Source organism: Chromobacterium sinusclupearum (assembly GCF_002902845.1).
Lineage (GTDB): Bacteria > Pseudomonadota > Gammaproteobacteria > Burkholderiales > Chromobacteriaceae > Chromobacterium > Chromobacterium sinusclupearum.
Window position 1 is genome coordinate 126,405 of the sequence record NZ_PPTF01000019.1, and the last position, 13,044, is coordinate 139,448.

Sequence of the window (13,044 nt, forward strand, 5' to 3'; positions counted from 1 at the left end):
ATGTCCTGACATGTTTGAAGCATATCTCCGCCCGCGCGGAGTCGTTGAAAAAACAAACCCCGCCAAAGCGGGGTTGCGTCAAAATCAGCGAATCAGCTCCACTTTGTAGCGTGGAGGCAACAGCAAAGCCGGAATCTCGCGCTTGCCTTTGCGGCTGCGGCGGCCAGGCGGGCGCGGCTGCTTCAGGCCTTCGCCCTTGACGGCCGCCAGCACCGGCATCGACGACATCGCAGGTTCGCGCTGCGCCGGTTTCGGCCGCGGCAACCAGGATGGCCAGAAGCCATCCACGTTCTGCGGCGGCAGCGTCTGTTTGGTCAGACGCTCGATCGCCTCGTGCTGCTTGGTTTCTTCCGGGGACATCAGCGAAATCGCCACGCCCTTGGCGCCTGCCCGGCCGGTACGGCCGATCCGATGCACATAGTCCTCGGGCGAGTTCGGCAGCTCAAAGTTCACCACATACGGCAGCTCGGAAATATCCAGGCCGCGCGCGGCCACGTCGGTGGCCACCAGCACGCGCAGATTGCCGTCCTTGAATCCGGCCAGCGTCTCCAGCCGCGCGCCCTGCGTCTTGTCGCCGTGAATCGCCTCGGCATCCAGGCCGTCGCGCTTCAGATCGCGCGCCAACTGGTCGGCGCTGATCTTGGTCTTGCAGAACACGATCACCTGGCTCATCTCGCGCGAACGGATCAAGTGGGCCAGCAGCTGGCGCTTCTTGAAGTTGTCCACCTGGAACACCAGCTGCTCGACTTGGTCGTTGGTGGCGTTCTGACGGGCCACTTCCACCGTCTGCGGCGAATGCATGAAGTCCGCCGACAGCCGACGGATTTCCGGGGCAAAGGTGGCGGAGAACAGCAGCGTCTGCCTGTCCTTGGGCAGCATGCCCATGATCTTGCGGATATCCTGGATGAAGCCCATGTCCAGCATGCGGTCGGCCTCGTCCAGCACCAACACTTCCACCTTGTTCAGCTGAATCGACTTCTGCTGGATGTGATCCAGCAGACGGCCCGGCGTGGCGATCAGGATTTCCACGCCGCGGCGCAATTCCTGCGTCTGCGGGTCCATATTGACGCCGCCGTAGACGGTGGTGGCGCGCAACGGCAGGTATTTGGTGTAGCTCTTGACGTTCTCGCCGATCTGGTCGGCCAGTTCCCGGGTCGGGGAAATCACCAGGGCGCGCACCGGGTGCATGGCCGGCGATACGCTGGTATTGGCAAACTTCTTCAGCCGCTCCAGGATGGGCAGCATGAAGGCGGCAGTCTTGCCGGTGCCGGTTTGCGCCGCAGCCAGCAGGTCGCGGCCCGACAATACCAGCGGGATGGCCTTTTCCTGGATCGGCGTCGGCTGGCTATAGCCCTGCTCCTCGATCGCTCGCAGGATCTCAGGCGACAAGCCCAGTTCCGAAAACAACATTTAACACACTCCTGCAATACGGAGGGGCACGTTGCGCCATTGCGCCAACGCGCCCCGATGTTCATCAATCGACCGGCGGCGGATAAAGCAATTGCCACTCCTGAGAGTGGCAACACACCGTCAGCCCATATGGCTGGCCACGCTGATCAACAGCACAACCGCCAGCCACAACAAGGCGGATCGCCATACCAAACCCACCGCGCTTCTCAGGTAACTGGGATCGGCTTCGTCGCCCAAGCCCAGCTCCGGACGGTATTTCACCGAATAATCCTGGCGCAGCGGATCGCCCAAGCGGACGCCCAGCGCGCCGGCGGCGGAGGCCAGCAAAATCCCATTGGCGTAGTTGCCCCAGGTTCTTGCCTGGGAACGCCAGCAGTACACGGCATCCTCGAAATCGCCCATCACGGCGAAAGCCGCCGCCGTCAAGCGCACCGGCAGCCAATCCAGCCAAGCCGCCGCTCTGGCGGCAAACAGGCCAAACAAGTCATCTGTCGCGCCGCGGATGCCCCACTTCTGATTCAGCATAGAACACAAGCGGTACAGCAAGGCGCCGGATGGGCCCGGCAGCAACACGAACCAGAACATGGTTCCGAACACGTGGCGGTAGCTGTCCACCACGCCTTGCTCTATCGCCAGACGGGAGATCTCCTCCACCGACAACTCGGCAGTGGGTTGCCCGGTCCAGTTGGCCAGCGCTACGCGCGCATCCAGGTCCCGTCCCTCCGCCAGGGCCAGCGAAATCTCGGAAAACGCGCTGGAAAAATGGCGGAAGCCCATGGTCAGATACAGGATCAGCACGTTGAAGGCCAGCGCCAGCAAGGGACTGACCGCCTTCAGCGAATAGAACACCAACAGGCTCAGCGCTATGGCGGGCACAATGGCGGCCAGCCAAGCCAGCACGCCGTGACGTTCGGCACCGGCATTCAAGTTGCGCTCGAGATGGTTGGCGTAACGGGTGAACAACAGCCACACCCGGTTGCGGTTGCCGAGCGGCCGCAACTGTTCCAAGGCCAGGGCGAGAATCAAGGAAATCAGGGTCATGGGTTCTGGATGTGATTTTCACGGGACCGCTGGGGAAGATACCACAAAGGGGGCGACTGCGCCCAGCCGCGATGATTCGGACAGCGGGCAAAGAAAAGGCGCCTTGCGGCGCCAAGCTAACAGACCGGCGGCTCAAGCCGATCCCAATAAGCGGCGGCCGGTCACCACGTCGGGACGATTGCCGTCGCGGTCGTAGCCCAGCGTGGAGGCGGCCGCCGCGCGCAATGCGGTCAAGGCGCCCTCAACTTCCTGCAAACGTTCGGATACGAAGCCGGCGTTAAGCTGGTTGACGCCCTGCGCGCGGCCAACCACGTCTTCCAATTGCACCCAGGCTTCGCAGGCGGCTGGCTTGTCGGCCAGCCAGATATACAAGGTATCCTTATCCTGCACACCCTGCCCCGCCAGCAGCTTGCCGCGCAAGGCGGACTGCTGCGCCAGTTCGTCCAGCACTTCGCTCTTTTCGTCGGCCAGCGCATCCAATTGGTGCTCCAGCCTATGGACCAGCAAGGATTGCTCCTGCTCCAACAACGCAAGCAGCCGGGACATGAGTGCTATCTCAGCCCGGCACAACTCTGTGAATTCATCTATGACAGACATCTTGTCGCCTCATCGCTACCGGCGATCCGCCCGGTTCGCCGCTCAGCCGTGCAGCAGTTCCTGAGCCGAGGAGATCAGACCGTCGGCAATCTTGTCGGCATTGATGCTGAAGCTGCCGTTGGCGATGGCGGACTTGATCGACTCCACCTTGGCGGCGTCGAAAGACGGCTGCTGCGCGCTGGGATCATTGCCGATGGCGCTCAAGCGGCTGGCCACCGAATTGATCTTCACACTGTCGCTGCTCGCGCTGCTGTCGCTGGTGCTGGAACTGGACGGCGCCCGGGGAGTGGTCTTGCTCTGGGTGCTGTAGGTACCCGACAGCTTGCCCGAATTGTCGATTTTCATGGCCTGGCCTTCCAGAAGCTATACTCAACTGACTCTATTATCGACCGAAAAAACAATCTCTTGAACTATTTTTCTAGACGATATCTGCTAAAAAACCACAGCGACGCTGCCATCCTGCCGAACCATGCCGCGCACCACCCTTCCCGTGCTGAGCCGCACATTGACCTGCTCGCCCAAAGCGGCGTTGCCCATCGCCATGCCCTCCGCCTCCGCGGCGAAGCCTTCGCCTTCCGCCGACACCTTGACCTGCTGGTTCACCCGCACCAGATAGGGCGCCCGCACCATGAAGTTGCGCAGCCAGGCGCCAGACGGCGCACCTGAGCGCATCACCTGCCCCACAGCCTGGCTGGCATCGGTCAGCACATTGCTGGCTAGCGCCGGATTGCTGATCTCGACCATTCTGACATCATCCGCCGTCAGCTGCTCGCCTGGGGCCACGGCCCGGTTCAGCGCCACGCCCAATCGCTTTTCATTGATCATCACCGGCAGGCGCAAGGTCCAGCCTAAATCGGGACACGAGAGCAAAACCGCTGTCGCGCCAGTGGTGACTGCCGGATTGGCCCATTCCGCCTTCGGTTTGGCACAGGCCGGCACAGCCAGCCTGCGATCCAGTTGCCCCAGCTTCCAACTGGCCTCGCGCAAGCCCAGCTCGCGTTTCAAAAACTGCTCGGCCAGCTTTTCCAACACGCCCAGATTCTGGATGCCGTCGGCTCGGGCCGACAGGGCCAGCAGCAGGCAGCAACCGCACAAAAAAAGTCTTCGCATGGCTGCATTTTAGCTCAAGCGCCCCATGACATGGGATGTCATTGACAAGTGGCTGCAACATTCGAATAATCGTTTGAATAGAGTTTAGACTCTTAAACCAAATAAAACATTTGCATGCTCGTTTTCACGAGGAGACCCTGATGCGCATCCGCTTGACCGCTCTCGCCCTGGCCACCGCAATGGCCCTGCCCGCCGCTGCCAATGCTTACAGCAATATCTACTTCTTTGGGGATAGTCTGTCCGATGTGGGCGCATTCCAACTGCTGCCCACGCCTACCGGAGGTCAATGGCCGCTTAATGCTCGCTGGACCACAGGTAATGGCGCCAACTGGACTGACGTGCTCAGCGGTCATTACGGCCTAAACTCCGTCGCCAATAATCCGAGCAATGCGAATACCAGCAAGCAGGGCAACAATTATGCCCAAGGCGGGGCCATCGCCCAGGACTACACATCGGCGACGACCAACTTCCCCACAGCAGCCGCAGGCATCGAATCGGTCGGTCCCGACAACGCTACCAAAATCCTAGAGTTGCCCACCCAGATCCAGAATTACCTGACCGCCACTGGCGGCAAGGCCGACGCCAATGCCTTGTACACCGTGTGGATCGGAGGCAATGACGTGATCGCCGCGCTCTCTACCGCATCGAGCACCACCGGCCAGCAATTCATTACAGCGTCCGCCCAGGCTGCCGCCACCAGCGTAGGGATGCTGGAACGCGCAGGCGCCAAAACAATCATTGTTCCGACACTGCCAGACATGTCGGCTGCGCCGCTGGCAATATATGCCTCGCTGCAAGCGGTGCAACAAAAACTTGGCCTGACTGACAATCAAGTGAATACCGCCTATGGCGCAGCATGGCAACAATTGAGCGCCGCATCCGGCGCGGGCAACGACCCCAAGTTGATCCAGGCCGCTCTGGCCGCGGCAAACAGCGCTTTGAGCCTGCCGACAGGCACGGTTGCGGCGTTCTACAACGGCACATCGACCCAAGCTGGGGTGCAACCTAGCCTGCAGCAATTGTCCTCCGGCTATAACCAGCTAGTAGACATGATGTTGAGCGGCAGCAACCTGCAGCACAATGTGGTGCGCGCCAATGTCGCCTTGCTGTTCCAAGAAATCCTGGCTAATCCGGGCAAGTATGGTTTCACCAATGTGACCGGCTCGGCCTGCCCCCAATCCGCCATCAGTTGCCCAGCCAACGTTCTGCCTAATCAGGTCTATGTTTTCACCGACCCTCTGCATCCGACGCCGGCTGCGCATAAGCTGATAGGCGACTATACCTACGGCCTTCTGCAAGCGCCGTTGTTCGCCGCCGCCATGCCTGAATCTGCCTTGAACAACGCCCGCCAGCTCGGCAGTGCGCTCGATGCCCGCTACCAGGCTATCCGCTCGCAACAGCGCGCCGTCGGCACGGTCAGCGCCTTTGTGGACGGCGCATTCAACCAGGACAAGATTGCTTACAACGGACTGGAATCCAAGCCCAAGGGCCAGCTATACACCCTGGGCCTGGATTTCCAGGCCACGCCGGCGCTGAGCATGGGTCTCGCCATGTCACGCCAGCAAGGCAAGTCCGATGTGACGAGCTCCGGCACCCCTGGCACGCTGAACGACCGCACCACGCTGATGACCGGCCTGGTGAGCTACAACCAGGACAAGTTCTGGATAGACGGCGACGTGCATGTCGGCTCCGGCGACGTCGACACCAGCCGCAGCGTGACGGAAGGCCCGGCGACGATCAACATCGGCGGCAAGACGCGCCAGACGCAGTACGGCATGCGCATTGGCGGCGGCTATCGCCTGCAATACGGCAGCCTCACCCATGGCCCGGTGGCGGGTCTGGATTTCGCGCACGCCAAGGTTGGAGGATTTACCGAACAAGGCGGCAACAGCAGCAGCATGTATTTCAACGAGCAAACCCGCAGCTCACTGGTGGGCCGCGTGGGTTGGCAGCTGGACGCCACCGTGGGCCAGTTCAGCCCTTACGCCAAGGTCAGCTACGCCCACGAGTTCAAGCAGGATGACCGCAATGTCACCGCAGGCCTCGCCACCGCTCAGGGCGACTGGACGACCAATCTGGGCAAACCCGCCAGCAACTGGATGGAATGGACGGCGGGCGTCAGCGCCAACTTCAACAAGAAGGTCACCGCCTTTGGCCAACTCACCGCCACCAGCGGCAAGAACGGCGGCAACCAAACTGGCGGCAACATCGGCGTGGCCGTCTCGTTCTGATCCTTCACGCAAGAAACAAAACAGGCTCCGCATGCGGAGCCTGTTTTTTTATGCCATCACGGCGGCTTAGGCCAAGGTCTTCTCGATCAAGGCCTTGACCTGGCCGGCATCCGCCGGCAGCGTCACCACGCGCTGCGGCAAGGATTCCAGCCGCTCGAAACCAGCCGGCCGCGGCGGGTCGCGATCCAGCGCCTCGCGTATGGTTTCGGCGAACTTGGCCGGCAGCGCGGTTTCCAGGCAAACGATGGTTTCGCCGGGACGGCGCAGCGCGCGCGCCACCTTGATGCCGTCGGCGGTGTGGGTGTCCACCACTACGCCGTCCTCGGCGTCGACTTGGCGGATGGTGGCGAGGCGGTCGGCGTGCGCGCTCCTGCCGGAGACGAAGCCAAACTGCTCGCGCACGCGGCTCATCGTTTCCGCATCCAGCTGGAAGCCGCCGCCGGCGTCCACCTCGGCCCACAAGCGCTTCACCGTCTCGCCGTCGCGGCCCATCAGGTCGAACACGAAGCGCTCGAAGTTGGAGGCCTTGGAGATGTCCATGGACGGGCTGGAGGTGACATAGGTGCGCTCGCTGCCGCGCGGCGCGTAGCGGCCGGTGCGGAAGAACTCGTCCAACACGTCGTTTTCGTTGGTGGCGACGATCAGGCGGTCTATCGGCAGGCCCATCTGCCGCGCCACATGGCCGGCGCAGACATTGCCGAAGTTGCCGGACGGCACGCAGAAGCTGACTGGCTGATCGTTGCTGTCCGTCGCGCGGAAGTAGCCGTGGAAGTAGTACACCACCTGGGCCACCACGCGCGCCCAGTTGATCGAGTTGACGGTGCCGATCTTGTGGCGCGCCTTGAAGGCATGGTCGTTCTGCACCGCCTTCACGATGTCCTGGCAGTCGTCGAACATGCCCTGGATGGCGATGTTATGGATGTTTTCATCCTGCAGGCTGTACATCTGCGCGCGCTGGAAAGCGCTCATCTTGCCGTCCGGGCTCAGCATGAACACATGGATGCCGCGCTTGCCGCGCATGGCATACTCGGCAGCGGAGCCGGTGTCGCCGGAGGTGGCGCCCAGGATGTTCAGCGTCTCGCCGCGCTTATCCAGCACGTATTCGAACAGCTGGCCGAGGAACTGCATGGCCATGTCCTTGAACGCCAGCGTCGGGCCATTGGATAGCTCCAGGATGACCAGGCCGTCATGCAGGCGCTTGATCGGCGTGATGGCCTCGCTGCCGAAGGTTTCCGCGCGGTAAGCGCGCTCGACGATGCCCTTCAGGTCTTGCGCAGGGATGTCGTCGGCGAACAGGCGGATGATTTCAAACGCCAGCTCGGCATAGCTCAAGCCGCGCCAGGCCTCCAGCGTGGCGCGGTCAATCTGCGGGTAGCGCTCCGGCAGCAGCAGGCCGCCGTCCGGCGCCAGGCCCATCAGCACGGTTTCGCAAAACGGCAGCGGCGCCATGCCGCCGCGGGTACTGACATATTTCATTGCTGTGTTTCCAGATATTGGCCGCAGGCGGCGGACGCCTCCTTCAGGCGCTGTTTGCCGCGCGGGTCGTCTTTCTTGATCTGGCCGGTGAGCACGCCCATCACCTCCTCCGCGGTGAAGGTATTGGCCAGTTTCTCGCTGGCGCACTGGCAATAACGCTGCACCTGCTCGTTGCCGGGCTGGCCGACGCCGTCGGAAGCCGGCGTGCGCTTCAGGCAACCGCGCATCAGGAAACCCTGCAGCAACTGATGCTGACCGGGGCTCAGCGGCGTCGCCGCGGCGACGCCGGTAAACAGCGCGGCGTACAAGCCGGCTTGCAAAGACTTAGTCATTCAACTCTTCCATCCTCAGACGCACTACCTTGCCAGCCACGCTGTCCAGCGCTTCGATGCTGGCTATGGCCCGATTGATCGCTTTTTCCTGCACGCGGTGGGTCAGGATCACCACTTCGGCGGTGCCGTCGCTGACCGATCCCTTCTGGATCAGCGCCTCGATCGAGATGCCGTTCTCGGCCAGCAGGCGGGTGATATTGGCCAGCACGCCGGCGCGGTCCACGGCGCCGATGCGCAGGTAATAGGAGCTGGTGACGTCCGCAATCGGCAGAATCGGCAAGTCCTGCAACTGGTCCGGCTGGAAGGCCAGATGCGGCACGCGATGCTCCGGGTCCGAAGTCAGCAAACGGGTGACATCGACAATGTCGGCCACCACCGCCGACGCGGTGGGCAGGGCACCTGCGCCGGCGCCGTAATACAGCGTCGGCCCCAGCGCGTCGCCCTTGACCAGCACCGCGTTCATCACGCCGTTGACGTTGGCGATCAGCCGGCTTTCCGGAATCAGCGTCGGATGCACGCGCAGCTCCACGCCCTTGTCGGTGCGGCGGGTCAGGCCCAGCAGCTTGACGCGGTAGCCGAGCTCCTCGGCGTAGCGGATGTCGCGCCCATCCAGCTTGCTGATGCCCTCCAGATAGCACTGATCGAACTGCATCGGGATGCCGAAGGCCAACGCCGCCATGATGGTCAGCTTGTGGCCGGCGTCGTGGCCTTCGATGTCGAACGTAGGGTCTGCCTCGGCATAGCCAAGCCGCTGCGCCTCGGCCAGCACGTCGGCGAAACTGGCGCCCTTGTCGCGCATCTCGGTCAGGATGAAGTTGGAGGTGCCGTTGATGATGCCGGCAATCCATTCGATGCGGTTGGCGGCCAGGCCTTCGCGCAAGGTCTTGATGATGGGAATGCCGCCGGCCACGGCCGCCTCGAACGCCACCATCACGCCCTTCTCCTGGGCGCGGGCGAAAATTTCCGTGCCGTGCAACGCCAGCAGCTTCTTGTTGGCGGTGACCACGTGCTTGCCGTTGGCGATGGCCTTCAGCACCAGCTCCTTGGCGATGGTGTCGCCGCCGATCAATTCAACCACGATGTCCACGTCCGGGTTGTTGACGACCAGCAGCGCATCGTCCACCACCTGCACATCCGGCCCCAAGGCGGCGCGGGCCTTGGCCACGTCGCGGTTGGCGGCCTGGATCAGACGGATTTCGCGGCCGGCGCGGCGGGTAATCTCGCCGGCGTTGCGTTTCAACACGGTGGCGGTGCCGCCGCCGACGGTGCCGACGCCCATCAGGCCGATATTGATCGGTTTCATATACATCTCCATTCTGTCCCTGGTTTTTATTCGGCTCAAGGCCGTCTGGACAGGCTGCGCCTGTCCGCACGGTCCTGGCGGCGAGGTTTCCCCCGCCGCCCGCTTTCATGCGCTTATTCGGCGCTGCCGTGGCGCTTGCGGTAACGCTCGAGGAAGCTGGCGATCCGGCCGATGGCCTCGATCAGATCATCCGAGTTGGGAAGGAATACCACGCGGAAGTGATCGTGCGCAATCCAGTTGAAGCCGCTGCCCTGCACCAGCAGCACCTTCTCCTGTTGCAACAGCTCCAGGATGAACTGCTGGTCGTCGGCGATCGGATAAACCTTGGGGTCCAGCTTGGGGAACAAGTACAAGGCGCCCTGCGGCTTGACGCAGCTGACGCCCGGGATCTCGGTCAACAGCTTGTGCGCCAGATCGCGCTGGCGCGCCAGGCGGCCGCCCGGCGCCACCAGGTCGTCTATGCTCTGGTAGCCGCCCAGCGCCGTCTGGATCGCATACTGCGATGGCACGTTGGCGCACAGCCGCATCGAGGCCAGCATGTTCAGGCCCTCGATATAGTCCTTGGCATGCGTCTTCTCGCCGGACAGCACCATCCAGCCGGCGCGGTAGCCGCAGGCGCGGTAGTTCTTGGACAGGCCATTCAGCGTCACCACAAAGAGGTCCGGCGCCAGCGAGGCGATGGAAGTGTGCTTGACCGCGTCGTACAGCACCTTGTCGTAGATTTCGTCGGCGTAGATGATCAGCTGGTGCTGGCGCGCCAGGTCGACGATCTGCTGCAGCAAGGCCGGCGGATAGACCGCGCCGGTCGGGTTGTTGGGGTTGATGATGACGATGGCGCGGCTGGACGGGGTGATCTTGGCGCGGATGTCGTCGATGCTGGGGAACCAGCCCTGCTCTTCGTCGCAGACGTAGTGCACGGCCTTGCCGCCGGCCAGGCTGACCGCCGCGGTCCACAGCGGATAATCCGGCGCCGGCACCAGCACTTCATCGCCGTTGTCCAGCAGCGCCTGCATGGCCATCACGATCAGTTCGGACACGCCGTTGCCGATGATGATGTCGTCCATCGCGACATTGGGCAGGTTCTTCTGCTGCGCGTAATGCATGATGGCCTTGCGCGCGGCGAACAGGCCCTTGGAATCGGAATAGCCGGAGGCGGCCGGCAGGTTGACGATCACGTCTTCGATGATCTCGTCCGGCGCGAAAAAACCAAACGGCGCCGGGTTGCCGATATTCAGCTTGATGATGCGATGGCCCTCATCCTCCATCTTCTTGGCGTGCTCGAGCACCGGGCCACGAATGTCGTAGCAGACGTTGGCGAGCTTGTTGGATTTATGTACGGGCTGCATGGAGGGGGTTTCCGTTTCGGGCTGCCCGCCAGACGCTATGGCGTTTCTTTGGCGGTGTGGCTGTTTCATGGGATCTCTCGTATTGGTTGGCCGGCGGGAAACCACATACAGGGCGTGGTCGCGTCCACTCCGGGTCTGGGTATAATCCTATCCCAATCTTTGACGCACTGCACAGCGCCGACGCGCGGCGCGCGCATCGTCCGCAACCCAGAGTCAATGGAGCCATTCCGATGAAAATGCATCAGTCGCTGGGACAGGGCAAAAACCTGTTCACCGGCTACGGCGAAGGCCATGTGCTGATCAACGCCCAACGCCACGACGGCAACCTGATCGTCAGCGGCGACGAGATCGTCAGCTGGGCCGCGCCGGACTTCCCCAACCTGGCCGCGGAGCATTTCGAGGTCTTGCTGGCTTATCAGCCGGAAGTGGTTCTGTTCGGTTCCGGCAAGAGCCAACGCTTCGTCCATCCCAAGCTGTACGCCGCGCTGACCCAGGCCGGCATCGGCATCGAGTGCATGGACACCCAGGCCGCCTGCCGCACCTTCAACATCCTGCTGGCGGAAGACCGCCGCGTGATCGCCGCGCTGCTGGCGATCTAAGCCGCCTCCTCCGCCCGCGTCCGCGCGGGCTCGCGGTGATAGGCCCACACCACGCCCGCCGCAGCCAAGGCCAATAGCGCGAGCAGGGCGAACAGCGCCGGCTGGCTCCACGACAGCCCGATCAGCACGCCGCCCAGCCACGGCCCCAGCACCGAACCGATGCGGCCGATGCCGAGGCTCCAGCCTACGCCGGTGGCGCGCAGGCAGGTGGGATAGGCGCTGGCCGCCAGCGCATTGACCGCCGGCTGGACGCCGATGACGCAGAAGCCGGCGCAAAACAGCAGCCCATACAGCCACAAGGCCTCGCCTTCGATGCCGCCCAGCGTCCACAAGCCCAATGCCGCCAGCAGAAAGCTGGCCAGCAACACCTTGCGGAAGCCCAGACGGTCTATCCAGTGACCGAAGGCCAACGTGCCCACCACTCCGCCCAGTTGCAGCATGCTGCCCGCCAGCAGGGCATGGCGCATGTCCAGCCCTTGCGCCCGCAGCAGCGATGGCATCCAGTTGGACAGGAAATACAGCACGATCAGATTCAGAAAACTGAGCAGCCACAGCAGCAGCGTGCGCCGGGCCAAGCCATGGCGGAACAGTTCGATCACCGGATTGCGCGAAGCCGGCTGTTCCGCCAGCCACGGCTGACAATCGGCCGGCAAGGCAGGGTCCATCCGCCGCAGCCAGAACAGGGCCTGCGCCGGCCGACCGCGCAGCAGCAGGAATTTCGCCGACTCGGGCAGACCGCGCAGCATAGGCAGCCACAAGAGCAGCGGCGCGGCGCCGCCGACGATGAACACCGCGCGCCAGCCATGGGCCGGAATCAGCCAGGCGGCCAGCAAGCCCCCCAGCAGCGCGCCGGCGGTGAAGCCGCAGGAAATGATCATCATCAGGCTGGCGCGCCGCCGCGCCGGGCTATATTCGCCGGCCAGAGCCATCGCATTGGGCATGATGCCGCCCAAGCCGATGCCGGTGATCAGCCGCAGCGCGATCAACTGCGGCAGGCTGGCGGCCAGGGACGTGGCCAGCATGCCGGCGGAAAAGAGCAGCGTGCACAGCAGCAACACCGGGCGGCGGCCGATGCGGTCCGCCACAGCGCCGAACAGCAGCGCGCCCAGCATCAGCCCCAGCAGGCCGGAGCCGAACACCGGCCCCAGCGCCGCCTTGGCAATGCCCCAGTCTTCCAGCAGGGCCGGCGCCACATAACCCATGGCCTGCACGTCGAAGCCGTCCAGAATCATGCACAAGCCGCACAGAATCAACAGCCGATACTGAAATGCGCCCAACGGCCGCTCGTCCAACCACTTGCCCAGCTCCATGCCCGCCCCTTCGATATGCAAATGTCAAAACAGCATCGAGGAATGCGGGGAATGGGTCAAGCTGCGGCGCAGCACCAGATGCTGGCAAGCAAATACAAAAGAATAATAAATGACGGCATTAATCGGCAGCGTCCCACTCCCCTTTGGCCCGTGCCGGCAAAACAGACTTGGGCCAGGGGCTTTTAAGCCGCCGTTTTTTTGATCGGCGGCGCCTGGTCCAAGCCTGTTTTGTCGGGGTTTCTCGGGCCGTAGGGGCGGCCTGGGGGTGCCGGGGGGCTGGCCGCGCAGC

12 protein-coding genes are annotated in these 13,044 nt (G+C 63.2%); 2 read left to right on the forward strand and 10 right to left on the reverse strand.

Features of this window, described 5'->3' with window-relative positions:
- Positions 1-84 precede the first annotated feature (84 nt).
- The 5 genes from C2134_RS05805 to flgA form a co-directional block, all read right to left on the reverse strand.
- Positions 85-1,410 carry a DEAD/DEAH box helicase gene (locus C2134_RS05805; RefSeq protein ID WP_103318273.1) on the reverse strand — a complete coding sequence of 442 codons (1,326 nt, stop codon included), beginning with the start codon at positions 1,408-1,410 and terminating at the stop codon, positions 85-87.
- A 120-nt stretch (positions 1,411-1,530) separates the two neighbouring features.
- Positions 1,531-2,451, reverse strand: a complete 921-nt coding sequence (locus tag C2134_RS05810) for a CobD/CbiB family protein (protein ID WP_043623501.1) — start codon at positions 2,449-2,451, stop codon at positions 1,531-1,533.
- A 132-nt stretch (positions 2,452-2,583) separates the two neighbouring features.
- Positions 2,584-3,048, reverse strand: a complete 465-nt coding sequence (locus tag C2134_RS05815; protein WP_103318275.1) for a flagella synthesis protein FlgN — start codon at positions 3,046-3,048, stop codon at positions 2,584-2,586.
- Between the two features lie 42 nt (positions 3,049-3,090).
- A complete protein-coding gene (gene flgM, locus C2134_RS05820; protein ID WP_103318277.1) occupies positions 3,091-3,393 on the reverse strand; it encodes a flagellar biosynthesis anti-sigma factor FlgM in 303 nt (100 codons plus the stop codon).
- Between the two features lie 87 nt (positions 3,394-3,480).
- Positions 3,481-4,158, reverse strand: a complete 678-nt coding sequence (gene flgA / locus C2134_RS05825; RefSeq protein ID WP_103318278.1) for a flagellar basal body P-ring formation chaperone FlgA — start codon at positions 4,156-4,158, stop codon at positions 3,481-3,483.
- Positions 4,159-4,298: 140 nt separating this feature from the next.
- Between flgA and C2134_RS05830 the strand changes: the two genes are divergently transcribed.
- A complete protein-coding gene (locus tag C2134_RS05830) occupies positions 4,299-6,389 on the forward strand; it encodes an autotransporter outer membrane beta-barrel domain-containing protein (protein ID WP_103318280.1) in 2,091 nt (696 codons plus the stop codon).
- A 66-nt stretch (positions 6,390-6,455) separates the two neighbouring features.
- Here the strand turns inward: C2134_RS05830 and thrC are convergent, their stop codons facing one another.
- The 4 genes from thrC to C2134_RS05850 form a co-directional block, all read right to left on the reverse strand.
- Positions 6,456-7,865 carry a threonine synthase gene (gene thrC, locus C2134_RS05835; RefSeq protein ID WP_103318282.1) on the reverse strand — a complete coding sequence of 470 codons (1,410 nt, stop codon included), beginning with the start codon at positions 7,863-7,865 and terminating at the stop codon, positions 6,456-6,458.
- Positions 7,862-8,197 (reverse strand): hypothetical protein, encoded by a 336-nt coding sequence (locus C2134_RS05840; RefSeq protein WP_071109634.1) that lies wholly within the window; start codon positions 8,195-8,197, stop codon positions 7,862-7,864. The genes thrC and C2134_RS05840 overlap by 4 nt, the downstream gene beginning before the upstream one ends.
- Positions 8,190-9,500 carry a homoserine dehydrogenase gene (locus C2134_RS05845; RefSeq protein WP_103318284.1) on the reverse strand — a complete coding sequence of 437 codons (1,311 nt, stop codon included), beginning with the start codon at positions 9,498-9,500 and terminating at the stop codon, positions 8,190-8,192. The genes C2134_RS05840 and C2134_RS05845 overlap by 8 nt, the downstream gene beginning before the upstream one ends.
- A gap of 113 nt (positions 9,501-9,613) precedes the next feature.
- Positions 9,614-10,846, reverse strand: a complete 1,233-nt coding sequence (locus C2134_RS05850) for a pyridoxal phosphate-dependent aminotransferase (RefSeq protein ID WP_103318287.1) — start codon at positions 10,844-10,846, stop codon at positions 9,614-9,616.
- A 230-nt stretch (positions 10,847-11,076) separates the two neighbouring features.
- Here C2134_RS05850 and C2134_RS05855 point away from each other — a divergent pair, with 230 nt between their 5' ends.
- Positions 11,077-11,445 (forward strand): Mth938-like domain-containing protein, encoded by a 369-nt coding sequence (locus tag C2134_RS05855; RefSeq protein ID WP_103318289.1) that lies wholly within the window; start codon positions 11,077-11,079, stop codon positions 11,443-11,445.
- On the opposite strand, the gene C2134_RS05860 is transcribed toward C2134_RS05855, so the two are convergent.
- Positions 11,442-12,755 (reverse strand): MFS transporter, encoded by a 1,314-nt coding sequence (locus C2134_RS05860; RefSeq protein WP_103318290.1) that lies wholly within the window; start codon positions 12,753-12,755, stop codon positions 11,442-11,444. The genes C2134_RS05855 and C2134_RS05860 overlap by 4 nt on opposite strands.
- Positions 12,756-13,044 lie beyond the last annotated feature (289 nt).

Excerpts from the sequence above, each read along its gene's own strand:
- C2134_RS05855 (WP_103318289.1), top strand. The coding sequence starts at position 11,077 with ATGAAAATGCATCAGTCGCTGGGACAGGGCAAAAACCTGTTCACCGGC.
- C2134_RS05845 (WP_103318284.1), bottom strand. The coding sequence starts at position 9,500 with ATGAAACCGATCAATATCGGCCTGATGGGCGTCGGCACCGTCGGCGGC.
- C2134_RS05805 (WP_103318273.1), bottom strand. The coding sequence starts at position 1,410 with ATGTTGTTTTCGGAACTGGGCTTGTCGCCTGAGATCCTGCGAGCGATC.
- flgM (WP_103318277.1), bottom strand. The coding sequence starts at position 3,393 with ATGAAAATCGACAATTCGGGCAAGCTGTCGGGTACCTACAGCACCCAG.
- C2134_RS05850 (WP_103318287.1), bottom strand. The coding sequence starts at position 10,846 with ATGCAGCCCGTACATAAATCCAACAAGCTCGCCAACGTCTGCTACGAC.
- C2134_RS05810 (WP_043623501.1), bottom strand. The coding sequence starts at position 2,451 with ATGACCCTGATTTCCTTGATTCTCGCCCTGGCCTTGGAACAGTTGCGG.
- C2134_RS05815 (WP_103318275.1), bottom strand. The coding sequence starts at position 3,048 with ATGTCTGTCATAGATGAATTCACAGAGTTGTGCCGGGCTGAGATAGCA.
- flgA (WP_103318278.1), bottom strand. The coding sequence starts at position 4,158 with ATGCGAAGACTTTTTTTGTGCGGTTGCTGCCTGCTGCTGGCCCTGTCG.
- C2134_RS05840 (WP_071109634.1), bottom strand. The coding sequence starts at position 8,197 with ATGACTAAGTCTTTGCAAGCCGGCTTGTACGCCGCGCTGTTTACCGGC.
- C2134_RS05830 (WP_103318280.1), top strand. The coding sequence starts at position 4,299 with ATGCGCATCCGCTTGACCGCTCTCGCCCTGGCCACCGCAATGGCCCTG.
- thrC (WP_103318282.1), bottom strand. The coding sequence starts at position 7,865 with ATGAAATATGTCAGTACCCGCGGCGGCATGGCGCCGCTGCCGTTTTGC.
- C2134_RS05860 (WP_103318290.1), bottom strand. The coding sequence starts at position 12,755 with ATGGAGCTGGGCAAGTGGTTGGACGAGCGGCCGTTGGGCGCATTTCAG.